At 49.3% G+C, this 21,864-nt stretch carries 16 protein-coding genes; 10 read left to right on the top strand and 6 right to left on the bottom strand.

Going from position 1 to position 21,864, the window contains the following annotated elements; all coding sequences use genetic code 11:
- Positions 1-17: 17 nt before the first annotated feature.
- The gene (locus G0Q06_RS11880; RefSeq protein ID WP_163966262.1) at positions 18-1,316 is read right to left on the bottom strand and encodes a lamin tail domain-containing protein; all 1,299 of its coding nucleotides are present in this window, start codon (positions 1,314-1,316) and stop codon (positions 18-20) included.
- 687 nt (positions 1,317-2,003) lie between these two features.
- Positions 2,004-2,363: a helix-turn-helix domain-containing protein gene (locus G0Q06_RS11875; RefSeq protein WP_163966259.1), complete on the bottom strand. Its 360-nt coding sequence runs from the start codon at positions 2,361-2,363 to the stop codon at positions 2,004-2,006.
- 677 nt (positions 2,364-3,040) lie between these two features.
- On the opposite strand from G0Q06_RS11875, the gene G0Q06_RS11870 reads away from it, so the two are divergent.
- Both G0Q06_RS11870 and G0Q06_RS11865 read left to right on the top strand, forming a co-directional pair.
- Positions 3,041-4,219 carry a NosD domain-containing protein gene (locus G0Q06_RS11870; protein WP_163966256.1) on the top strand — a complete coding sequence of 393 codons (1,179 nt, stop codon included), beginning with the start codon at positions 3,041-3,043 and terminating at the stop codon, positions 4,217-4,219.
- 23 nt (positions 4,220-4,242) lie between these two features.
- Positions 4,243-6,561 (top strand): DUF5011 domain-containing protein, encoded by a 2,319-nt coding sequence (locus tag G0Q06_RS11865; RefSeq protein ID WP_163966253.1) that lies wholly within the window; start codon positions 4,243-4,245, stop codon positions 6,559-6,561.
- Between the two features lie 64 nt (positions 6,562-6,625).
- On the opposite strand, the gene G0Q06_RS11860 is transcribed toward G0Q06_RS11865, so the two are convergent.
- The 3 genes from G0Q06_RS11860 to G0Q06_RS11850 all read right to left on the bottom strand — a co-directional run bounded on the left by G0Q06_RS11860 (position 6,626) and on the right by G0Q06_RS11850 (position 10,171).
- Positions 6,626-7,210, bottom strand: coding sequence for a hypothetical protein (locus G0Q06_RS11860; RefSeq protein WP_163966251.1), 585 nt, complete (start codon positions 7,208-7,210; stop codon positions 6,626-6,628).
- Positions 7,211-7,865: 655 nt separating this feature from the next.
- Positions 7,866-9,032 (bottom strand): hypothetical protein, encoded by a 1,167-nt coding sequence (locus G0Q06_RS11855; protein WP_163966249.1) that lies wholly within the window; start codon positions 9,030-9,032, stop codon positions 7,866-7,868.
- A gap of 83 nt (positions 9,033-9,115) precedes the next feature.
- A complete protein-coding gene (locus G0Q06_RS11850) occupies positions 9,116-10,171 on the bottom strand; it encodes a hypothetical protein (RefSeq protein WP_163966246.1) in 1,056 nt (351 codons plus the stop codon).
- A gap of 674 nt (positions 10,172-10,845) precedes the next feature.
- Between G0Q06_RS11850 and G0Q06_RS11845 the strand changes: the two genes are divergently transcribed.
- The 4 genes from G0Q06_RS11845 (at position 10,846) to G0Q06_RS11830 (ending at position 16,058) form a co-directional block, all read left to right on the top strand.
- Complete coding sequence (locus G0Q06_RS11845) at positions 10,846-13,044, top strand: lectin-like protein (protein ID WP_238710782.1); 2,199 nt, start codon at positions 10,846-10,848, stop codon at positions 13,042-13,044.
- A 116-nt stretch (positions 13,045-13,160) separates the two neighbouring features.
- A complete protein-coding gene (locus G0Q06_RS11840) occupies positions 13,161-14,354 on the top strand; it encodes a tetratricopeptide repeat protein (RefSeq protein WP_163966241.1) in 1,194 nt (397 codons plus the stop codon).
- Between the two features lie 105 nt (positions 14,355-14,459).
- Positions 14,460-14,738, top strand: coding sequence for a hypothetical protein (locus G0Q06_RS11835; RefSeq protein ID WP_163966238.1), 279 nt, complete (start codon positions 14,460-14,462; stop codon positions 14,736-14,738).
- A gap of 177 nt (positions 14,739-14,915) precedes the next feature.
- Positions 14,916-16,058, top strand: a complete 1,143-nt coding sequence (locus tag G0Q06_RS11830) for a hypothetical protein (protein WP_163966236.1) — start codon at positions 14,916-14,918, stop codon at positions 16,056-16,058.
- A gap of 3 nt (positions 16,059-16,061) precedes the next feature.
- On the opposite strand, the gene G0Q06_RS11825 is transcribed toward G0Q06_RS11830, so the two are convergent.
- Entirely contained in the window at positions 16,062-17,492 is a 1,431-nt protein-coding gene (locus G0Q06_RS11825) for a hypothetical protein (RefSeq protein WP_163966233.1), read from the bottom strand.
- A 201-nt stretch (positions 17,493-17,693) separates the two neighbouring features.
- Between G0Q06_RS11825 and G0Q06_RS11820 the strand changes: the two genes are divergently transcribed.
- From G0Q06_RS11820 to G0Q06_RS11805, 4 genes are read left to right on the top strand one after another with little or no spacing between them, the layout of a single operon-like run.
- Entirely contained in the window at positions 17,694-19,325 is a 1,632-nt protein-coding gene (locus tag G0Q06_RS11820; protein WP_163966231.1) for a class I SAM-dependent DNA methyltransferase, read from the top strand.
- A complete protein-coding gene (locus G0Q06_RS11815; RefSeq protein ID WP_163966228.1) occupies positions 19,315-20,607 on the top strand; it encodes a restriction endonuclease subunit S in 1,293 nt (430 codons plus the stop codon). The genes G0Q06_RS11820 and G0Q06_RS11815 overlap by 11 nt, the downstream gene beginning before the upstream one ends.
- Positions 20,604-20,933, top strand: a complete 330-nt coding sequence (locus G0Q06_RS11810; RefSeq protein WP_163966226.1) for a hypothetical protein — start codon at positions 20,604-20,606, stop codon at positions 20,931-20,933. Before G0Q06_RS11815 ends, G0Q06_RS11810 begins: the two co-directional genes overlap by 4 nt.
- Positions 20,933-21,859: an endonuclease NucS domain-containing protein gene (locus G0Q06_RS11805; RefSeq protein WP_163966224.1), complete on the top strand. Its 927-nt coding sequence runs from the start codon at positions 20,933-20,935 to the stop codon at positions 21,857-21,859. The genes G0Q06_RS11810 and G0Q06_RS11805 overlap by 1 nt, the downstream gene beginning before the upstream one ends.
- Positions 21,860-21,864 lie beyond the last annotated feature (5 nt).

Raw genomic sequence — 21,864 nt, 5'->3', positions numbered from 1 at the left:
CCAAGTTCTCAAGCGGGTCAAGGTCCGCTAATTTCTTCCAGACGGAAGAAGAAGCGATTGCCCGCAGGCACACTGAATTCAAAACGGTTTCCTGAAGGTTCCAATACGGTCGTCCGGTCGGAAACGGCAGTAAAGCCCCCGAGGACCGAAGATTCCACCGGCACGACTGTTTGACTGCCGTCGTATGTAAACTCGATAAAGACCGTTGTGCTGTCGATGAAGCCGAAGTCAGTGATGGATACCATGCCGGGTGGGGGAGGTACCTCGAAGATCGATTGGGCAATTCCAATCGACGCCGTCTTCACCTCGTAGTGACTAACGCTGTCCCCGGGTTCTCCGAAGCGGAGCTGGATGCTGTCTCCAGGGCCTGCACCCGTCAGGTCGACGGCAGCATTGGATTCCCAGATGGCAGGGGATTGGACGGCAACCGTATCGCGAACGCCTGTGCTCGTGCCGTAGTTGACATAGTCAATAAGCGCTGAGCGGGTACTGAAGGTATTGGTGCTGTACAGCCCCAGCTCACCCCCGGAAGCAGGAAGAAAGGCGGAGGTCAGGTCAAAGACCAGTACTTCCTGATATCCTATTATCAGATCTGTTCCGTCACTGTTTGCACCGTCAATGTCGCTCGCGCTGACAGCAGGATAAAACGGGCTGCCATTGACGCGGTTGCACCAGAAATACCCAGTCAGATCTGCCAGACCAATACCGACATTGACAATTTCCACCTTACTGTTGTCCAAGTCGATCTCGCTGATAACCAGTTTAGCGGACTGGGCTGCCCCGATCGTGCCAGCGGCGACGATGTAATCATTGACGCTGTCTCCAGCGGTGCCTCCAAGCAGTTGGATAGTCTCTCCCGGAGCCGCTCCGCTCAGGTCGACGGCCGCATTGGATTCCCAGATGGCAGGGGATTGGACGGCAACCGTATCGCGAACGCCTGTGCTGGTGCCGTAGTTGACATAGTCAACAAGTGCTGCACGGGAACCAAAGGAATTGGTGTTGTACAGCCCCAGCTCGCCCCCGGAAGCAGGGAGAAAGGCTGAGGTCAGCTGGAAGACCAGGATTTCGCCCGAAGCCATCACCAGGCTGGTGGCGGTGCTGTTGGCGGCGTCGATTTCTGCTGCGCTGACCGCTGGATAAAATGGGCTGCCGTTGACCCGATTGCACCAGAAATAGCCGGTGAGATCAACGGTCGAGGCGGTATTGTTCACAATTTCGACCTTACTGTTGTCCAAATCGATTTCGCTGATGACTTGGGCCTGGGCTAGTTGGGTAGTGGCAAGTGCTGCCAGGGACAGGAGGAATAACTTCTTCATATTGGTGACTGGATTTGTGGTTTGCGGAGTGTTGTGGGTTGTGAAGTCCTTTAGACAAAGCGTTGAGCAGGATTATTAGGGTATCTTACACTATTTATTAGAAATTTCATCAACATGGGGCAATTTATCTCAAGCTGTGGCCTTGCGGGTAGCCGCCTGCGCACTATCCCCATTGTTTTGCAAAAATTAGGGTGTAATTATGCATAACATAAGGAAATTCCTTGCATGAACGCTGAGGGGAATTATTCTGAGTTCTCGAACTCTCTGCTATGGCCTATCAAGCTACAGCCTTCCAATCAGTTGACCAAATCACATGTGCCCGTTGCCATCGAGCCCCGGCAGTGCATTCCCATTTTTGCTCGAATTGTTCAAGCCTGCTCAGCGATCCGAGGCACCCGCTCAATGACCGGGAAGCGGAGTTATTGAGACGTGCCCTTCCCATAGCCCGCTTGCGTCAGCAAAAAGCGTTGTATCAGATGAAAAACTCCGGCGCACCGTTTCCCCACTAGGCGTGATTCGCCTTTTTGGCCGAATTCACCTCATCAAAAATGAGACTCACTAATTTGGGTCCGATCGCCCACCGATTCCCCCTCAAATGAATCGAGGAAGCATTCGCTGGGAATCTCCGTCAGGAGGGCAGCAAGATTGTCGTGGATGTCGCTTGGGGAGTAGCCGCAAATCTGACAGTTAAGGGGCTTTTCGGTGGCTTGACCTGGCCCATTCCCGGGGTGATTTGCCAAACTGCTGCTTAAAGGCGCGGGAGAAGTAATAAACTGAGGAGTAGCCGAGCTCCTCCGATGTATCCGAGACACTGTTCATGCCCGATTGAAGCATTTCACTGGCTCGGTTCAGCTTGATCCTGATTTCAAACTCCCGCGGGGAGTATCCGGTTTGTGACTTGAAGAGGGCACGGAACTTGGAGTAACTGACCCCAAGGGAAGCGGCCAGGTCCTGAAGGTCGGTGCGGGCGCCCTTGGCAAATGGTTGTACCTCACCGATTCCGAATGGGTCTACTTGATGTAGAAGGGATCGATTACCCAAGTCCATCAACGGGGGATTCCACCCGAAAGTGAGGAAATCCAAACAGGCCAGAGGCCTGTTACACAGCATGAAACATCAAAATAATACGCACTCCCCACTTTTTGTTGTAGACCCGTAGACCCGCCGAATGGCGGAGAGAGAGGGATTCGAAATCACTTAAAGCACTTATAAACAACGGTTTAGGACATGTGTGCCGCTGTTTATCTGGAATGGAAAAGTAAGCAGTTGTATGGAGTGGAATCTATTCTGACAGGAATTTGGCAATAGGATTCCTCTGCCTCCTTGATCAATTGGGGTCCCTCCCTGGGCGTCCTGCTGGCCGCAGCGAATTCCCCCGCGCGCGCGCGAGCCCCCATAGCCTTTTCTGGGGCATAATCCGCGGAAATGGATTTTTTGGTTTTTGGGAGGTAGGGGTCTTGGGTGGCGTGGCAGGGCGCAAACAGTTGTGGGCGCTTAGGGGGGTGGTCTCAGGGTTCAAAAAGGGTTCTCACCCTTGATAACATTAGGCTAGGGCATGGGGGTGATCAGTTTCCAAAAGGGGGAAGCTTTTGGATTCTGCATTATCGAAGATTCTCCGGTTTCACCTTTACAGTAGTGGATCAGGCTTTTAGAAAATCTCTAGTCGATTTGTAAAAAGCATCCCGGCTGTCGTTCTTCTCTCTATCTCTCAACTCATAGCTCTTATGAAACGAATACTCCTCGTTCTCCTCTCATGGTCGCTTGCCTCCGTCTGCGCGAGCGCCGCGACCCATGCCGTACTCCCCGGAACCTCAATCCAAGCCAAAGTAGACATTGCCGCCCCAGGCGATACGATTGCCATCTTTGGGGGGACTTATCAGCAAACTGTAAACATTGATAAGGCCCTGACCGTCGTCCCCGTGTCAGGGGAGATCGTGACGATTGCTGGACTTGTTTCTGTGACCGATGGGCAGGGAGTCCTGATTCAAAACATTGACACTGATGGAACAGGTATATCTGTGAGTGGCACATCGTCTGTCAGTATACAAGGAGGAACTCACCAGAGTATTAGTCAGACGGGAGGGGAATTGGCCGTTAGTTCAGCTGAGATATTGGGTTCTTTCACCGCCAGTAGTGCTGCACAAAAGACCACAGCCTTCCGGATTGTGGTTGGATCTGCAGTAAATTGGGCGGCGCAGAAAGCATGGCTGGGATATTCTGAAGCAGACCGTTTGTATTTCTCTGGTACTGGGACCAGAGCGATCATAGTCGGCTGTACGATTGATCGCGCCTCATACCCTGCTATTAGTCTATCGGGAAGCGACAATGAATACTCGATTATTAATAATATTTTACGGATTTATTTTAATACCTCCGATTATAACAAGCCTGCAATCTTGGTTCAAAGCACAGGTACTTCAACGGTTTCAAATAACTACATACAAAATGCATACCCTTCCGCCCGTGCTACAGGCATATACTCGCCAGCTTCCACCAGCATCAATATATCAAACAATATTTTCCATAATTTCGTTTTTGGAGTTTACGAACCCTTTGGCATCAGCGCCTCAAATAACCTTTATTGGCAAGTCTCCACGCAAGTCGCAGGCGGCGTAATTCAAGAGAACCCACTTGCCGGCGACCCCCTTTTTATAGACAACGACCCACGCACCCTCCAGCCTGACTCTCCCTGTATCAATGCCGGGACGGATAATCCCCTGTATGCGAATCGGGATGGTAGTCGCAATACGATTGGACCGACAGGTGGGGCTTGGTTTGATCCTGATGGCTGGACAACGGAGAATCCTGTTGTAATCAGCTTTGATCTTGGTCCGGAGGTGTTGCTTGAAGGTGTCGATACGGAAGTCCTGCTCAGCAACGGACAAGCCGTGAGCCAACCGTGAAGCTTACCCGGAAACTGGGCATTATGAATCCTGCGAACAGGCAGTTAAATTGGTTCACTTTGCTGCTTTGTGTGGTTATCGGACCGTTAACCTTTGCCCAATCCGTAATTACCCAGGCGGAGTATTTTATCGGCGCTGATCCAGGGGAGGGGAATGGCACGCCGCTGACTTTGGAAGGGACTGGACCGCTTTCCAGCGGGATCAGTTCGATCAGTGTCCCGGTTGCCCTCCCGGCGGGGACGCATGATGTAAACATCCGTGTAATGGATTCCCTGGGACGCTGGAGCACACCGTTGATTCGCAGGTTTACTGTCTACCCGGGTGACTACACCTATCCGGGCAATGGAGAGGCGACAGTGACAAATGTTGTCGCAGCCGAATATTTCATCGGAGGCGATCCTGGACCTGGTGCTGGCATTCCTATGACAATTGCTTCCACAAATGGTCCAGCCGCCGATCTTGAGGATATTGTCATTGATGCAAACCTTGTTGACGGAACCTACGAGGTTGGTGTCCGGGTACAGGATAGCCTTGGTCGATGGAGTACACCGGCACTCAGACGCTTCACCATATATGATGGAGCCTTCACGCATGCGGGTACGGTGGGAGATCCAATTGCCCCGCCGATGGTTGCGGCAGAGTATTTTGTGGATAGCGATCCCGGCCGCGGAGCCGGAACGCCCATTGCCTTAACCGAAACTGATGGTGTCGCGGTGACGATTGCGTCAGCGACAATTCCCGCAGATCTCTCTCAGGGTACTCACACGGTCTACTTGCGCGTCCAGGACGAGACTGGGCGCTGGAGCCGTCCCATGATGCGCCGGTATAATCTATTTCCCTACGCACCAATTCAGGCGATTGAGGACAGTGAAACGGGCCAGCCGGACAGAGAGATACCTGTGAATCAGGTACATGTTATCGAGGTCGGCAATTCCTACTCTTGCGACCAAAGCTTTACAGTATTCGTCGGGAACCAAGAGCTGACGATTGCTCCACGCCCTTTCGAGACGCCAAAGTCCTTTTTTGACAGGTTACTGCTGGCTATCAATCAGGATCCCGTCCTCGGCCTCCTGGTGACCGCAGAGAGGACCGGTAACACTCAGCTCACCCTGTCAGCCATTGTGCCTGGGCTGCATCCGGACAACTGGATTGATACCTCTGTCAACCTGACAAGTTACCTTCTGACCCCCGGCAATATTGGCAGCGCAGAGCGGAAAATTGTCGCTGCTGAATACTTCCTTGACCACGAAGGACCGGGAGGAACCGGCATACCTCTCGCGATCAATACTGACTTCTCTGGAAACGCCTCCACTTTTCCAGACTTCAGCCTTGGGACAACCACCCTCCGACCTGGCTCTCACAGTGTGGGAATCCGCTTTCAAAACGCCGCAGGAGAGTGGGGCGCCCCTATCTATCGGCGCTTCAGCATTTTCTCACTGGAGAATCCTACCGATACCATCGGACCGGAAATCACCCTGATCGGAGGAACACAAATCGACTGGCCATTGCATCAGGTCCCATTTGTGGAGCCGGGTTTTTCCGCATCCGATAACTTGGAGGGCGATTTGACCTCGGAAGTGCTTGTCCTCGGATCGGTCAATCCGGAAGTGCCGGCAGATTACATTCTGCAATATATCGTCAGCGACCTTTCGGGTAATGTCACCACGGTCGAGCGGACTGTCAGCGTCGTCTATTCCGGCACTCCCTCAATTACGGGAACCGGTACACTTACCTATACAGACCCGCCGTCAACTATTGACCTGTTTATCGATCTTCAGGCTTCAGAGCCCGAGTTTGGCGACTTGAGCCACAGTATAGAGTTGGTCACGACAAACATCGATTGGTTCACTCCTGGATCCTACCAGGCGGAATTCCATGTGCAGGACCCGGCAGGGAACACATCGACCTTCCTGAGAACAATTAACCTCCTCGAGAACGCCGTCTTCTATCCATCTTACGAAATTTGGATAAACGGCTATGGAGCACTCTACGGAGCCCTGCCGGAGGAACTTCTTCCGGGGGCAAATCCAGACGGTGACAACCTTCTCAATTTCCAGGAATGGGAGGCCGATACAAATCCCTTCGATGCCTATTCCACTCTGGTTCTTGATCTAGAACGCAATGGCGGCTTCGACCTCCTTGCTTTCCACGGACAGCACCGCATCACCTATCAGCTCAAAGTTTCCACCGACCTGACCAACTGGAGTGCTCTTGGTTCCCCGATCTTCTTTGAGGAGAATTGCCTCATGCTCATGGACCGCCCATTGGCGGGGGAGGGTCCGGCACAATTCTACCGGCTTGATTATGTCCCTCGTCAGCCAGTGTTCCCGGAGGCGCCCTAGGGAAAAGGGTAAAGGAGATGACACAGGAAATCGGAGCAGGTCATATTTATCTCAAGTCCATAAATTATATCTTTTTTTTGCCTTTATTGATCAGGGACATAACTCGTCCCTTTATCCCGATTTCAGTAGAGTAGTATTTTTTAACAATAATATCTGAAATTTGGTTATATCCAGCAGCATCAATAAAATTGTCTTCTTGTAGGGATTTAATCTGTTTAAGAGCGTCTTCAAGACTAACCACATCCATATTGATTTTTATATACTCGGAAAGGATAAAACAAAATTTATCAGCATCGATTAGGTTCTGCGATCTAAGTTTGATTAATTCTTGGATTTTTCCGTAGAGCCTTGTTGTCTGTTGGTCGAGGTTGTAAGTATACTCTCTAATTTCTTTCTGCATCTTTTCATGCAAGACTTTTGTTGAACGCATTCTGTCGCCGTAAACAATAAGCTGCCTTGCTTTAAATAAGGACCTCTCTTCGATTTCTCTGAGGGCCTTCTTTTTAGCCTTGATAGCGGCGTCGTTAATCCAAATCCATTTTCCTATGATTAGGATTAATGAAGTGATTAGGAAAGCGAGTCCTATTGTGAAGGTAACAAGACTATGCGAGTATAAATACTCTCCTGTTTCTTTAAGGAATTGGAGCATGTCTCATTTTAGTTTTTTTGAGGGAACGAATCCTAGATTGGTAGTAGGTAGTTAAAAGATCAGTCAATTGCTGAAATTGCCAGAAAAAGTTCTTGAGGATTTGTTCAGTGATCTGCTCGCATTAACTAATTGATTTCCAATACGAGAGTCCTCGAGCCCCAACTTCTTGTTGCGTGTGAGCATGTCATAGCGGCTAAGGAAGTCTGTCGGTAAATGTATGCCCAAACACCTCCAGAGAGTGGAAGGTTTGCCGGTTAAATACATCAATAGTCCCGATCTTGCCTTCGATATTTCGACTTCCATCCCAGAAATTGACGACCCCTTTCTTTCTGTCAAATGTGGCTCTTCCCTGGCCTATTATTTTGGGAGGGATAAATGAATCAGACCGTTTGAGGGTATAGACGCCTTGGCCGTCAATCGTTAGCTCCCACAGAACCTGGTCCGCGGATAGATAGTACCAACTCGTGAGATTGACGGACTTAAGCGGTCCTTTACGATCAGCGGTGCATGCATGAAAGACTACAGCTCCCAGAATAAGCAGGAAAATATAGGCATATAAAGAGTTTGAGGCGTCCCTGCTGCTAGTTCTTGAGTTCACAATGTCGCGGATATTAATGGGTTTTGAAGACTTTTCTAGCCTAAAAGGAAAGCGGCTCTACTTGAAAAATTCTTCCCGCTCAGGCACTTCCCTGGCAGCATCAAATTCCTCCATAAGGTGGAGTTGGGGGAAATGGGCTTGGGCAATTTTTATGAAATTCTCATCAGAAAGGGTCTCGTAAGTGACTCCTTTGAAAAGTAAATTCACGGACATTTCCTCGGTGTATTTTTCTGGTTTGCCAAAACTGTTAGCGAACTGGTCTTTCAGAAATCTCTTTAAATCCTTGTCGTTAGGATTTCTCCCGAGCGAACCTCTCCATTCCTTTGGAATATTCGATTTAACCGGATCGAAGAAAGTTTGCGTGAGGTCATGCGCATTGTTTTCGATGTAGCCTGATATTTTATCCCTAATGCGGTTTCTATAAACCTCAATTTCCTTCTTCAGTTCCGCTACCTCTCTCAAGAAGTCCTCCTTTAAGTCTCGTCGAATTACTTTTCCAAAACCCGTAATATTGCGTAGATAATTTTTATCCAAGACTTTCCGTTTTTGCCGAATCCGATCCTCGAAGGACTTTCCGTTTTCTTCAATAAGATCCTTTTTCTCAACCAATTTATAAGAAGCAGTCAGCTTTGCAATCATCTCATCTGAGGCGGCAAGTCCCATTAACGCGGAAGGAATTTTTGCCGTGCTCTTGGAGAGCAAGCATCCCTTTATTTCCAGGTTCACGAATTCAAGTTGGGAATTGAAAACCCTGACTGTCCGAGCAATGTCAAATTTTACTGGAGGGTTTTTATCCAAATCTGATTGGGTCTTCGACATGGTCTCCTGATCCACATGATCAAGGCCGACTGTCTGCTCACAGGCACCTTCGGGCCCGAGGCCGACATCGCGCGCAATGTCATTTGGCAGAGCAGACAATTCAATAGCATTTGGGTGTTCCGGAATACTGGAGCCCGCCTCGATAAGGAGCGGAGTCGGCGTGAAGATGAGAGTATTATCGTCGCTGATAACCAATCCGATGCGCACGCCTTCCTGATGTCTGCAGATGGAGGCCCCGTATTGTTGGGATGCTTTCTCCAGCAATTTCAATCCACCAGGCGTTCCATAACCTAGCCGATAGACCTCAGGATCAACGTCAAGGATGACAGAGCCTGAGTCTGATCCCAGAGTTTGCCATAAATGCTCAATGGCTTTGGCAATTTCCTCACTGAGGGCGGGGGCCATGTACAGCCATCGGCGTTCTGCCCTCAGCAAAAGATCGGTGATTCTGGATTCGTTGGCGTAAGTTACGGTTGGTTCGCTCATGGTTAGGATTTTGAAGTTTCAAACGCCTCCGGACGACCCACGTAGAGCCCAGCCCAGTATCCTGCATCCATTATGGCTTGAAGGGTCGCCCATAGCTGCATCGCTCGGGCGGGGCTCTCAGGATCGGGCACAATTTCCGGGAATCGTTCGGAAATGGACACAAGGGCATCTGGCCAGAGCTGGGAATACGCTTTCTTAGGATCGCAGGTGGCGACTGCGTGCTTCTTGATCAGCCAGATCCGGTCAGCAGAGGTATCTTCAGCCGGGGCATTCGCCAACTCTTGTATGATATTCTCCAGAATTTCTGGCTCGGATCTAGCGGCTTCCACCCCGGCAAAAAAGGCCCCTTTGAATAAACTCTCGTTCGGATCATGTTTCACGCCTTCTGGGATATTGGTGGTAATCTGCTCGAACAGGGCGGGCATGATTGCCTGTAAGGTTGGAATCTCGGTGTAGCAGCCTCCGATAAACCGCTGGAGGGGCGTTTCCCAGTTAAACCATTCCCGTTCTTGTGCGTGGAAAATAACAAATGAAAACAAATACCATTCCACCCGTATCCGCAGCCTCGCCAATTTTTGTAGGACATACCGGGCTCCGCCTGTGCCTCGCTGACGAGCTAGGACGCCAGCGCAGAAGGCCAAAGTATACCATGATTCGGGATTGGCATTTGAGCTGCGAGTATCGAACAGTTCGTTTAGCCCTCTCAGCACTTGCGCATGGGCTGCATGCCATGCGCGCGTGGTTTCAATAGGGTCAACTTTCCAACTCTCTTGGGCATCCCTGTAGGCTTCCTCTAGCGAATCCAGATATGTAAATAGGCAAGCAGGGTCTGGCCTCAGCGATTGGAGAATCTGGGCAGCAAGGGGTGGGTCGGTGTTTGCGGCTACGACACCGCTTGAGAAGCAATAAATCATCCGGCGATAGGACTCTCGAATGCCGAAGAATGCCTGCTCGTCCAGAAACGCACGCATGGAGGAGTTCCCGTCCGGGTTGGCGGGATACTCGAGGGCTTCTGAGCTTATTTGCGAAGCTGAGTTATGCCAGGGTACGAAGCTCATGATTCTTGTGATGGAGTATAGCGTGAAGGGTCGGACAACCATTGGGGCAGGCCCGGTGCTAAAATCGGTATATTCCCGCTGCCTTGGGCTGGCCAGAAATTTCCAAAGGTAGGGCGCCATCTGCCTGCCATGCTATGGCTGGAAGCCGACATCGATTTAGGGGCTTTCTAGGGGCCAATTGCCGTGGAACTGCTCAATAGTTTTTACAGATTTGCTTGATGTTTGGTTGCGGGTCAATTATTCCGTTGAACCGCACTTCGTCATCTCCAATGAAAACACAAAAGCTCGTATCATTTCTGATTCTCTTCCTTCCATCTCTCCTGGGCGCTCAAAGCTTCGCTGTATATTTTGAGTATGGGCGGATCATTCAGGCAGATGGATCCAATGGAGACTATGGTGGCCCGATTAATGGGTTTTACGGGATAGTTCCCTCAGGCACATTGTTTGAGTTCACTGATCCGTTGGGTCCATTTCCTGATGATCCTGGATTGGTGCAATTGCAATCCGTCAGTTGGAATCCGTTGGTGGATGGAGCTTCAGCCGGAATAAGTTACATGACTCCGAATCTTGAACTAGGCGCCCTAATTAATATAAATGTGGGTGAGAAAGTTGTTATTCTATTCACAGATGCAGTAACTCCAGCAGCTCTGGGTCTTGGGAATCAAATTTGTGTAATGGAGTCCGCCCCATTCCTAAGCACCTTTGATAATCGGTATATTGGCCATGTTGACCTTCAGATTCTACTGGGCATTGGCGGAGCCGAAACGGTTCAGTTAATCTTCAATGGCTTCCCACCGATTCCCGACACCGACGGTGACGGGCTGGACGATGAGGAGGAAACGAATTATGGCACCGACCCGAATGATCCTGATACGGACGGAGATGGCTTGAATGATTTTGATGAGCTTTTCCTCTATGAGACCAATCCACTCCTTGCCGATTCGGACGGCGATGGGATCGATGACCGAACAGAATTGGGTTTAAATAGATTCAACCTAATTGTCGGGTCCTTCACATGGGGTCAGGCCAAGGTGGATGCAGAGGCAAATGATGGGCACCTTGCGACATTTACGAGTCAGGGAGAGTGGGACATTGCCATGGAATCAATCGGAGCCGGTGCTTTGGACAGTATCTCAGGCGCTTGGATCGGGGCCAACGATATAGACACTGAAGGCAATTGGACATGGGTCACTGGGGAGCCTTTTACCTTTGAACTTTGGGCGCTTGGGCAGCCGGATGATTTTAACAACTCCGATGTTGCCGAGGTGAGTGGGGGATTCGGTGCCTCCATTGGAGAATGGTTTGATACGGGCCTGACGGTTACCCGTGAGGCGTATATTATTGAGTCCGCCGTATTGACCGATCCAACCCTGAGTGATTCTGATGATGACGGGTTGGATGATGGCGTTGAAATTGCCTTGGGGACTGACCCCAATGATGCAGATACCGATGACGATGGGCTCGCGGACGGCGACGAACAGACCAAGTCATTGACGAATCCCCTGCTCGCGGATTCCGATAACAACGGCACAGCGGATTCCGATGAGGACTTTGATGGGGATGGGCTGACAACCGGTGTTGAAGTGAATACATACGGAACAGATCCTCGCCTGAAAGACACCGACGGAGACCAGATTGGTGACGGCGACGAGGTAAATCTGCTCCTTACCGATCCAACCCTTCAGGATTCTGATGATGACGGCACCCTGGATGGACTGGAAGATTTTGATGGGGATGGGCTCACAAACCTCGATGAGCTAAGTACTCATTTAACCGATCCAACCCTAGCCGATACAGATGGGGACTTTCTTACAGATGGTCAGGAGATCAACCAGACCCTGACAAATCCTCTTTTAGAGGATAGCGATGAGAATGGTACAAATGACAACCTTGAGGATCTGGACGGGGATAATCTAAGCAATTTCGACGAATTGAACCTGTACCGAACAAATCCAGCTCTTGCTGATACCGATGGAGACAGCTTAGCGGATGACTTTGAAGTCAGTTACAATGACAGCCTTTTCTATGTCATTGAAGGAGCTTTAACTTACTCCCAGGCTGAGGCGGATGCCAATATCCGCGGTGGGCGTGTCGCTTCTTTCCTAGACGGTAGTGAATATACGGATTTCGTGTTGCAGCTTCGTCAGGTAGTGAGTGGCAATTTCTGGATCAGCTTGACCGACTCTGTTACCGAGGGCTCCTGGATCTGGGGAGATGGGACTGCACTCAATTACAATAGATGGTATAGCGGTCAACCTGACGGCGGGATGTTTGAAAGCAATGTTGTCATCCTTTCAGATACTGCCAGTTGGGCTGACTCAAATTCCGAGTTCGTAGCAGACGGTTACATCTTCGAGTTTGTTGGGTTAAATCCGAATGAATCTGATACGGATGGAGATGGGCTTGAGGATGCTGAGGAGTTGAATACCCATTCAACCGATCCCCTCGGGTGGGATAGTGACCAAGATGGGTTGTCCGATGGAGATGAAGTGAATATTCATGGTTCCGACCCATTGTTAATCGATACAGATGAAGATGGATTGGATGACTACACGGAAGTAGTTGTTTATGCCTCAAACCCAAATTCTCAGGACAGCGACGGAGACGGATTTCTGGACAAGTTTGAGGTTGAGTCTGGATTTGATCCAACTTCAGACACCAGTGTCCCGGGTGCCTTCGCGGAAATTTACCCAGCGGTTGAGTTCACCTTTAACGCCGTGCTGGGCGTCACATACCAAATAGAGAAATCAACGGACTTGAATACATGGACTGTCCTCGAGGCCGGAATCCCTGGAAACGGGTCCTCCATATCGCGGTTCTATCAGTCCCGCACCGGGGACAAGCAGTTTTATCGGGCCGGACCCGAGGAATAGGGATTCTCAGAACATGCCTTATCAGGACCTATTTTCGTTTGCCGATTTAAAATCTGTTGGCCATACCGGCCCCTGAAAGCGACATTGCCTATGCCACCGAAGCAGGAAAGATTTAAATGAAAGTGCTTCTTTGCGGCGATGGGTTAGAACCGGTGAAATGGTGGAGTATGATCCGACGGGCTTATTCCAGAGAAAGACCCTGCCGTGTAGAATTACTCCAGGTGAGCTCACTACCGGAGATGGGAGCGTTGTGTGATCGGTATGATCCGGAATTGCTTATTGTCGTTTTGAATAACGATTCAACGGAAGGGCGTGATAATGCGCCCAATCAGGTTTATTTTTCAGACTATATTCTTCTGAATACATTAAAGCACCTGCAATATAGTTTTGGAAGGCCGCTGATGTGCATCTCTGAAACGTTGGAAGAGAATTTAGCGAATCTATGCAAGGAGGATGGCTCTTTTCCGTATATACCCATATCGTCAATAGAATCTGAGATCTACAAAATCTATATAAGGAATTATATGGGTGGGGAAAATTATTTCAGCGACCCGTTGCCTCTTTCCCTAGTCAATTTTGGTAAGATAGTTGAGCGGGCCAAGAAAGGTAGTGCGAAGGCTCAAGCCGACTTGTTTATGTACCACTCTAATTGGTATGGTCTAAACGACTACAAAAAGTCTGTTTATTGGCTTAAGCTGGCCGCAGAGAACGGGAATGTACAATCCCGGTCTTCATTGGGCATGATGTATTTTCGTGGAGAGGTTGTATCCAAAGATCTTGGCCGTGGATTATCGTGGATTGAAAAGGCAGCCCAAAATGATCACATGTACTCACAGAATGCATTGGGTGAATTTTATGCCAAGGGGGAGGGTGTGCTAAAAGATGAGAAAAAAGCATACTATTGGCACCATAGAGCGGCAGAGCTGGGCTATGGGAAGTCCCAGTTAGCCGTGGCCCTGATGAATTATAACGGGGTCGGTGTTCCTGTAGATCGAAAGCAGGCTAAAAGTTGGTTTCTAAAGGCCGCTAAACAGAATGTTCCTGAGGCACAGTACTACCTCTGTAAAATTTATGCAACGGAGGAACCGGTCAGTCTTGTTGAGTCTTATAAGTGGCTCCTCTTTGCTAAATGCAGTTATCTTTCTGCTGATAAAAGCTCTAAAATTTCCAAAGAATTTGAGGAATGGCTGGATCATTACAAACAGATGCTGAGTTCTGAAGACATGAAAGCTGTAAAATCCAGAGCCGATGATTTCTTCAACAAATATTTGAAGTCCCCGGAACCAGCGTCCTTTTCCTGGTTCAAATAAAACTGTATTTGAGTAAGCGATGTCTCCTTCGCTCATTTGCCACGCGCGCCGGCTCCCCCACTAAATATTTTTGCACCTTTTGAATGCGACATATACGATGTTCTTATGGAAGACGAAATGGAGCAATGGTTAACTGAAATGTGGGAGGAACGCAAAGTTGATGCTATAGAGCTGCAGGGACTGCTTAATGGGGTGGGTTCCACCCTTAACATTGAAAGGACCACAGAGGATAAAAACCGCGAATATAAATTGTGGCGGGTCCGGATGATTAGCCACTGCAAATTTTTCCAATTACCCAAGGAAGAGCATATGCGTCGTGGACATAAACAGTTCAAGCAGATTCGCAAACGGAGGGCCCGACAGAGGGCCATTCGCGACAACTAGCCAACCTCGCCAGATGCGGCTCCTCCCCAGATTCAACCCCAATTTTATGATCTGTGAGCACTACATACCATTTTATGCCTTTGATAATAATCAACAGGGAGTTTTCAATTCGTTCACCAGGAGAGACCTGATTTTCTAATTGCTCAATTTGGTATCAGCCATTATCAGGTATTTGCTATGAGTTTCTTTTTCTTCACGATTTGTTATCCCTTAAAATTAAGTTTCCGCACTCTTTCGATGATTGCTTTTGCCTTAGCTCTTTTCGGAGTTGCTAACATTACCTATGCCGGGCAATGGATCTCAATATCAACTGCTCAAAACCACCAAATTGGTGGAGGGGCCTATGGAAATGGCTTCTATGTTCTTACAACCCGCGGATCAAGTGGAGTCCTTGTAAGCAACGATTCGATAAATTGGGATTTTCACAATCTTGGTTATGACCTATTGGATATTTCCTTTGGCAATGGACGTTTTGTGGCTGTAGGGCTAAATGGGACGGTTATTACAAGTTCTAACGGTACAACTTGGGCAACACAGACGGCATTCACTAAAGTCGATATTCAAGGTGTCACCTACGCAGAGGACCAATTTGTTGCAGTGGCTTGGGATGGTGGGATCTTTTCGTCGGCCGATGGTCTAACATGGAACATCGAGGTTTCGCCAGTAACCAACGATTTATATGATGTTGCTTACGGCGCTGGTCTTTGGGTCGCCGTTGGAAGTGAGACAACCATAATTACAAGCCTCAACGCCATAGTCTGGACTGATGAGTCGGACGGACATATCGCAAATGTGGGATTCCATGGCGTCGGCTATGGCAATGGCCTATGGGCAGTTGTTGGCAGTCCAAACAGTAACGTACTATCTGGAAGCGGGGACGGAACATGGTATCCCCAAACTACTGGTTTTTCCGCGAGTCATGATGCAGTAGCATACGCTTTCGGGAGAATCTGGATAACCAGCTATGACGGAAGTATCCTTTCCAGTAAGGATGGGGTTTCATGGTCATCTGAGGGGTCACCCGTTAGCGTTCGCTTAACGGGGATCGAATATTTAAATGGAAAATTGATCGCCATGGGGATTTCGGGTGAAATCCTGGTTTATATCCCGGATGATAACCTAAATGTTGGGACTGCAATAGAGCTCTGGATCCCTGAGACGGATCCTGGTGAGGAATATCAGCTTCAGATTTCTGAGGATTTGGAAAGCTGGACGGACATTCTGGATCCAATAGCTGGAGACGGCAAAGAATGGGCAGGTTTCTTCACAACCAGGGACCAGAACAAGAAGTTCTTCAGGGTTAAGCCTGACGCAGAGTAGAATTCAGTTCAACAACTTCCACTTATGCGTGGCTAATGAATACATCCATGGCGCTAGAGAGGAGTTAGTGTAATTCCATTCCCTGGACTCAGGGTCGTACAGATAAGTATTTTCTTCTGATACAACCGCGTAGGCCCATATAGACGAGTTGGGAAGGTAAACCCACGGCCAATTGCCTATGAAGTAATATCCTGCTCTCTGATGCCACGCGAAAGACTGGGATGCTTGCCAGTCGCCGGAAAAGACATGTGGCTGATCGCCTTTGCCATCACGAGCCCGCAGCAAAGTGTTACTATCAGAATAGAGGTGTATTCTATAATCTCCATTGTTGACCCGGTAACTAACCTTATAATATCCAGGCTGTATCTCGTTTACCTCTGCAATCGGACGGTAAAATGCCTGGGTTAATGTTCTTCCCATGTTCTGAGCCCATAAATCAGATGGAGCACTCTTGGTCAGGAATTCAAGGCGCAATATATTGTCCCGGATCCTCAGGTCACCTAATAAATCAGGGAGCGGACCTGATTTTGGATACCAAAGAAGGTTTTGAGGGAATTTCCATACTTCGTGGCCCAAATCACGGAGTGCCATCCAGTCGAGGTCAGTCATATATAGCCGTTTGCCAGCCTGCGTTGATGTGGAAACAAGTGTTTGTTGGCTCATTTCATACCATGACCAAACAGTGCTCTTCACACTGACATCCCAATGGCTTCCACTGCTATCCAAGGGAATGGGTCCTCCATAGCAATCCATGGTAGCTGCACCCGTAAAATTGAGGTTATTGGTGTCGTTATTCCATGATCTGCATTGTTTACTTCCAATGCCAAGAACATGGCATAACTCATGGGAAATGGTTGAAAAGAGGTCATGCTTTGCACTGAAGGATTGCGGATCATAGGGATGCGGAGGTGCATGCCAGTTCAAGGTACTGTTGAGACTGATTGTTCCCGCCCAAGGAATAAAGAGCTCTGTCGAATTCCGCTCATTAATAAGGGATAAAAACTCACTGGATCCGTAAGCGCCCGCTGACACGTGACCGCCTTGGGCCAAGCGGTATCCTCCCAGTTCTCGTGCTCCAAGGTAAATGAAGATAGTGTCATTGTAGGCGGTGGGATTTTGCATGGTAATCAGCTCACCGGTGCTGGGGTGGTAAAGTCTCCAGGACCAGGTATTATTCCCGTATGGACCCAGACCGTGAAAACTTGTATGCAAATAGTGCTCGAAATAATGAAATACGGCTTGAACGGTGGTGCGTCTTTCAGTTGTGAAAAAACCACTACTATCCATTGAGTAATCAGCAATGATCCTGAATGGCCCTCGTTCCACATATAATTCTCCGGTATGATGAGCTTCAACATTACCATTGAATAACAAGAGAAACGGAAGAATCAGTTTAAGGGGTCTGTATTGTGGAGGTGGCAATCTGAAGTTCATAAAAGTATAAATGATCGTGTGAAGGAATGCTTACAAAGAAACCTCCTCGCTACAGCGATCTGCGGAATTAAAACTAAACGGGACACAGGCCCCTGAGTATCTACTGGAAATTTAAAAGGCAAGGAAAAGTAAAAAACCCTACTTTTCGTTTGCAGAATCGGGTGGGGGCCGCCATATCGATTCCTGAAAGCGACATTGCCTATGCCCCCGAAGAAGAAGACTGCCAAAAAGAACGCCAATTCCACCGCCAACATCGGATTTGAGGCCAAGCTCTGGCTGGCTGCCGACAAGCTGCGCAGCAACATGGATGCGGCGGAATACAAGCATGTGGTGCTGGGGCTGATTTTCCTGAAGTATATCTCCGACAGCTTTGAGGAGATGCACGCCAAGCTGGCGGCGGGAGAGGGGGACTTTGAGGGAGCCGACCCGGAGGATGCGGACGAATATAAGGCCGAGAATGTGTTCTGGGTCCCCAAGGAGGCCCGTTGGGCCAATCTCCAGGCCAATGCCAAGCAACCGACGATCGGGAAGATTGTCGATGATGCCATGGTGGCCATTGAGCGGGACAATCCACGGTTGAAGGGAGTATTGCCCAAGGACTATGCCCGTCCTGCTCTGGATAAGCACCGTCTGGGTGAGCTGATTGACCTTGTCAGCACAATTGGCCTGGGCGACAAGGAGAACCGTTCCAAGGATGTCCTGGGACGGGTCTACGAGTATTTCCTGTCCCAATTTGCCAGTGCCGAGGGCAAGCGGGGAGGGCAGTTCTATACGCCTTCCTATGTGGTGCGCTTGCTGGTCGAGATGCTGGCCCCGTATCATGGACGCGTCTATGACCCCTGCTGCGGCTCGGGCGGGATGTTTGTCCAGTCGGAGAAGTTTGTCCTGGAGCACGGGGGCCGGATCGGGGACATCTCCGTCTATGGACAGGAGAGCAATTCCACAACCCGGCGCCTGGCGGTCATGAACCTCGCTATTCGGGGAATCGAGGCGGACTTCGGTCCTGAGCATGCCGATACCTTTCGTCGTGACCTTCACAAGGACTTGAAGGCTGACTTTGTCCTGGCTAATCCCCCCTTCAACGATTCGGACTGGCATCGCAATGAGGACGATGTCCGCTGGCAGTTTGGTATCCCGCCCAAGGGCAACGCCAACTTTGCCTGGGTGCAGCATTTTCTTCATCACCTGGCCCCGAACGGGACAGCGGGATTTGTCCTCGCCAATGGCAGCATGTCATCCAACCAGTCGGGGGAGGGTGAGATTCGTAAGGCGATGATTGAGGCGGATTTGGTCGATTGCATGGTAGCCCTGCCAGGGCAGTTGTTTTACTCCACGGCTATTCCAGTCTGTCTCTGGTTCCTGACCCGTAACAAGTCGGCCCGGGAGTCAAAAGGTGGTGAGGCTATCCGGTCCCGGCATCGTGAGACCCTGTTCATTGATGCACGCAAGATGGGAACACTCGTCGATCGTGTGCACCGGGAATTGACTGAGGAGGACATTGCCAAGATTTCCGACACATACCATTTGTGGCGATGGGATATAGAAAAAACTCTGGAGATCGCTGAGAAGAAGGGTATCCAATTGAGTTTGTCAGCCCCTTACGAGGACATTCCCGGATTCTGCAAATCGGCTTCTACTGAGGAGATTGAGAAGCACGGCTATGTCCTGACGCCAGGTCGCTATGTTGGGGCTGAGGATGTCGAGGATGATGGCGAGCCCTTCGAGGAGAAGATGCCGCGGCTGGTGACGGAACTTGAGGCGCAGTTTGAGGAGTCGGCGAGGTTGGAGAAGGAAATTCTTAGAAATTTAAGAGGACTTCGATATGGCGACTGAAGTCCCAATTGTTGAAGTTGGACAAGTAGCATCTTCCATTTCTGAAACTCACAGTTTCAATAAGGAGGAGCTAATATTTTTAAACACTTCGGATATTCATAATGGAGGTCTTCTGCACCGCAATTATTCCTCCGTCAAGGATTGGCCGGGGCAGGCCAAAAAATCTATCCGTTTGGATGACATTCTTTTTAGTGAAATCAGGCCAGCAAACGGAAGGTGGGCATACATAGATTTTGAAGCGAACGATTATGTGGTTTCTACGAAATTAATGGTAATAAGGGCAAATAAGGAGAAAGTTTTCCCGAGGTATCTTTATCAGTTTCTGACGAGCACGCACACCACAAATTGGCTCCAACATCTTGCGGAATCTCGCTCTGGCACATTTCCACAAATCACATTTGATCAAGTTTCATCATTAGAAATTTATCTCCCCCCTCTCCCCGAACAAAAAGCCATCGCCCACATCCTCGGCACGCTTGACGACAAGATAGAGCTGAACCGCAAGATGAACGAGACGCTGGAGGCCATGGCCCGGGCCCTGTTCAAGAGTTGGTTTGTCGATTTTGATCCTGTCCGTGTCAAGATGGATGGCCGCCAGCCCGCCGGAATGGATGCCGAGACCGCTAAGCTCTTCCCCAGTAAGTTTGTCGAGTCGGAGCTGGGACCGATCCCTGAGGGGTGGGAGGTTGCTCCTTTGTTTGAAATTATAGAGATTCTCAGTGGTGGAACACCCAAGACATCAGTAGACGAATATTGGAATGGTAACATTCCTTGGTATTCCGTTAAAGATTCTCCCCAGGAGACTGATGTATGGGTAATTAATACTGAAAAAAATGTTTCTCAACTTGGAATTGACAACAGTGCCGCAAAGATTCTTCCCGAGAATACAACGATTATTAGTGCCCGCGGAACTGTTGGTAAGTTAGCCTTAGTGGGTGTGCCCATGGCAATGAATCAATCATGCTATGGGATTCGTGGAGTTTCTGGATTCGATAATATCTTTATCTACTTCCTCATCAAAGAAGCTATTGGGGATCTTCAACAAAGAACTCATGGGACTGTCTTTGATACAATCACTCGGCAAACTTTCGATACATTGAATGCAACGGTTATGCCTGCAGAAATTACCAATGTTTTCGGCTCCGCAGCAGGAAATTTTTTGAACAGAATTAAATCAAATCTTATGGAGTCCCGCACCCTCGCCAACCTCCGAGACACCCTTCTCCCCAAACTACTTAGTGGGGAACTATCCGTGACCGAAGCCGAGGAGATGGCCTCATGATGGAAGATATTAAAATCCAAAGCCGGGACTACTGGTTCAAGGTTATTGAAATGCTTCAACAGAACTGGGCCCTGATTGAGCAAGAGGATGCCGGTGTGACCGTCTACTTCATTGGAGACACTAGCGGGGTCTTTGATAAATTGTCCTTTTCAACGGTAGCCGAGGCGGAGAGGGAATTGCTCATGAACGGATTTTCCCGGTTCAGCGAAGATCCTGAGGCGCAGAAGTTTTTGGCATGTCCCGAACCGCCGTTTTACCATGGGAATCATCCCAATGGGCCGATTTATTCGAGTGGGCGATATTGGAGGAGCGAAAGAAACTTATAATGAAAAATTACCATAGATTAATGTTGGGAGCGAAGAGCATCTATGCTGCTGAATGCCTTGCTGGCGGCTTTGTAGGCGTTAACTTTGAGATTCACCAAGACCTGACGGGCCAGTTGCCTGATGAGTGGAGAGAATTTAATAAAAAGTTCATTCCGGTGTTCTTGGAGGCACGGCCTGAGAAAACAAAGATTGCAGCAGGGCTTGCCTGTGGGGCCCTGTGGACTGTGGCGAAAGGAATGCAATTAGGAGACATCCTGCTCTGTCCTGATGGATCAGGACAATATCATCTTGGGCAGGTTTCTGGCCCTTACGAGTATAAGGAAAATGAAATTCTGCCACATCGTCGGGCTGTGCAGTGGTTGAATAAATCAATCGACCGTAGTGATATGTCTGACGCATTGAAAGGCTCCTGCGGGTCTGCTTTGACCGTTAGTAATCTAACCCGTCATAGCATGGAAATTGATAAGCTAATGGCTGGAATTATAACACCGGAACCCGGAGGTGAAGATTCTACGGTTGAGGATCCCTCGGCATTTGCATTGGAAAAACATCTTGAGGATTTCCTTGTGACTAACTGGTCCTCAACGGAGCTGTCTCATGAGTATGACATTTTTCAGGACAACGGGGATATAATAGGCCAACAGTATCCCACGGACACTGGCCCAATCGACATTCTCGCTGTCAGCAAAGACGGTAAAAGACTCCTGGTTATCGAACTTAAGAAGGGCAGGGCCAGCGACAGGGTGGTCGGGCAGATTGCCCGCTACATGGGGTATGTGAAAGAGGAGTTGGCGGAGAACGGTCAAACGGTAGAGGGCGTAATCATTGCCCTAGAAGACGACAAGCGAGTTCGCTGGGCATTGTCAGTCGTGCCAAATGTGAAATTTTATCGGTATCAGGTGTCTTTTAAATTGGTGGGGTCTTAAATTTT

The organism is Oceanipulchritudo coccoides, from assembly GCF_010500615.1.
GTDB lineage: Bacteria > Verrucomicrobiota > Verrucomicrobiia > Opitutales > Oceanipulchritudinaceae > Oceanipulchritudo > Oceanipulchritudo coccoides.
Note: the sequence above shows the minus strand (reverse complement) of the source record. Positions and strands in the feature narration are given on the sequence as shown.

What these genes read in the sequence shown, in the direction of transcription:
- G0Q06_RS11880 (WP_163966262.1), bottom strand. Translation starts at nt 1,316, where the DNA reads ATGAAGAAGTTATTCCTCCTGTCCCTGGCAGCACTTGCCACTACCCAA.
- G0Q06_RS11875 (WP_163966259.1), bottom strand. Translation starts at nt 2,363, where the DNA reads ATGGACTTGGGTAATCGATCCCTTCTACATCAAGTAGACCCATTCGGA.
- G0Q06_RS11870 (WP_163966256.1), top strand. Translation starts at nt 3,041, where the DNA reads ATGAAACGAATACTCCTCGTTCTCCTCTCATGGTCGCTTGCCTCCGTC.
- G0Q06_RS11865 (WP_163966253.1), top strand. Translation starts at nt 4,243, where the DNA reads ATGAATCCTGCGAACAGGCAGTTAAATTGGTTCACTTTGCTGCTTTGT.
- G0Q06_RS11860 (WP_163966251.1), bottom strand. Translation starts at nt 7,210, where the DNA reads ATGCTCCAATTCCTTAAAGAAACAGGAGAGTATTTATACTCGCATAGT.
- G0Q06_RS11855 (WP_163966249.1), bottom strand. Translation starts at nt 9,032, where the DNA reads ATGGCCCCCGCCCTCAGTGAGGAAATTGCCAAAGCCATTGAGCATTTA.
- G0Q06_RS11850 (WP_163966246.1), bottom strand. Translation starts at nt 10,171, where the DNA reads ATGAGCTTCGTACCCTGGCATAACTCAGCTTCGCAAATAAGCTCAGAA.
- G0Q06_RS11845 (WP_238710782.1), top strand. Translation starts at nt 10,846, where the DNA reads ATGGAGTCCGCCCCATTCCTAAGCACCTTTGATAATCGGTATATTGGC.
- G0Q06_RS11840 (WP_163966241.1), top strand. Translation starts at nt 13,161, where the DNA reads ATGAAAGTGCTTCTTTGCGGCGATGGGTTAGAACCGGTGAAATGGTGG.
- G0Q06_RS11835 (WP_163966238.1), top strand. Translation starts at nt 14,460, where the DNA reads ATGGAAGACGAAATGGAGCAATGGTTAACTGAAATGTGGGAGGAACGC.
- G0Q06_RS11830 (WP_163966236.1), top strand. Translation starts at nt 14,916, where the DNA reads ATGAGTTTCTTTTTCTTCACGATTTGTTATCCCTTAAAATTAAGTTTC.
- G0Q06_RS11825 (WP_163966233.1), bottom strand. Translation starts at nt 17,492, where the DNA reads ATGAACTTCAGATTGCCACCTCCACAATACAGACCCCTTAAACTGATT.
- G0Q06_RS11820 (WP_163966231.1), top strand. Translation starts at nt 17,694, where the DNA reads ATGCCCCCGAAGAAGAAGACTGCCAAAAAGAACGCCAATTCCACCGCC.
- G0Q06_RS11815 (WP_163966228.1), top strand. Translation starts at nt 19,315, where the DNA reads ATGGCGACTGAAGTCCCAATTGTTGAAGTTGGACAAGTAGCATCTTCC.
- G0Q06_RS11810 (WP_163966226.1), top strand. Translation starts at nt 20,604, where the DNA reads ATGATGGAAGATATTAAAATCCAAAGCCGGGACTACTGGTTCAAGGTT.
- G0Q06_RS11805 (WP_163966224.1), top strand. Translation starts at nt 20,933, where the DNA reads ATGAAAAATTACCATAGATTAATGTTGGGAGCGAAGAGCATCTATGCT.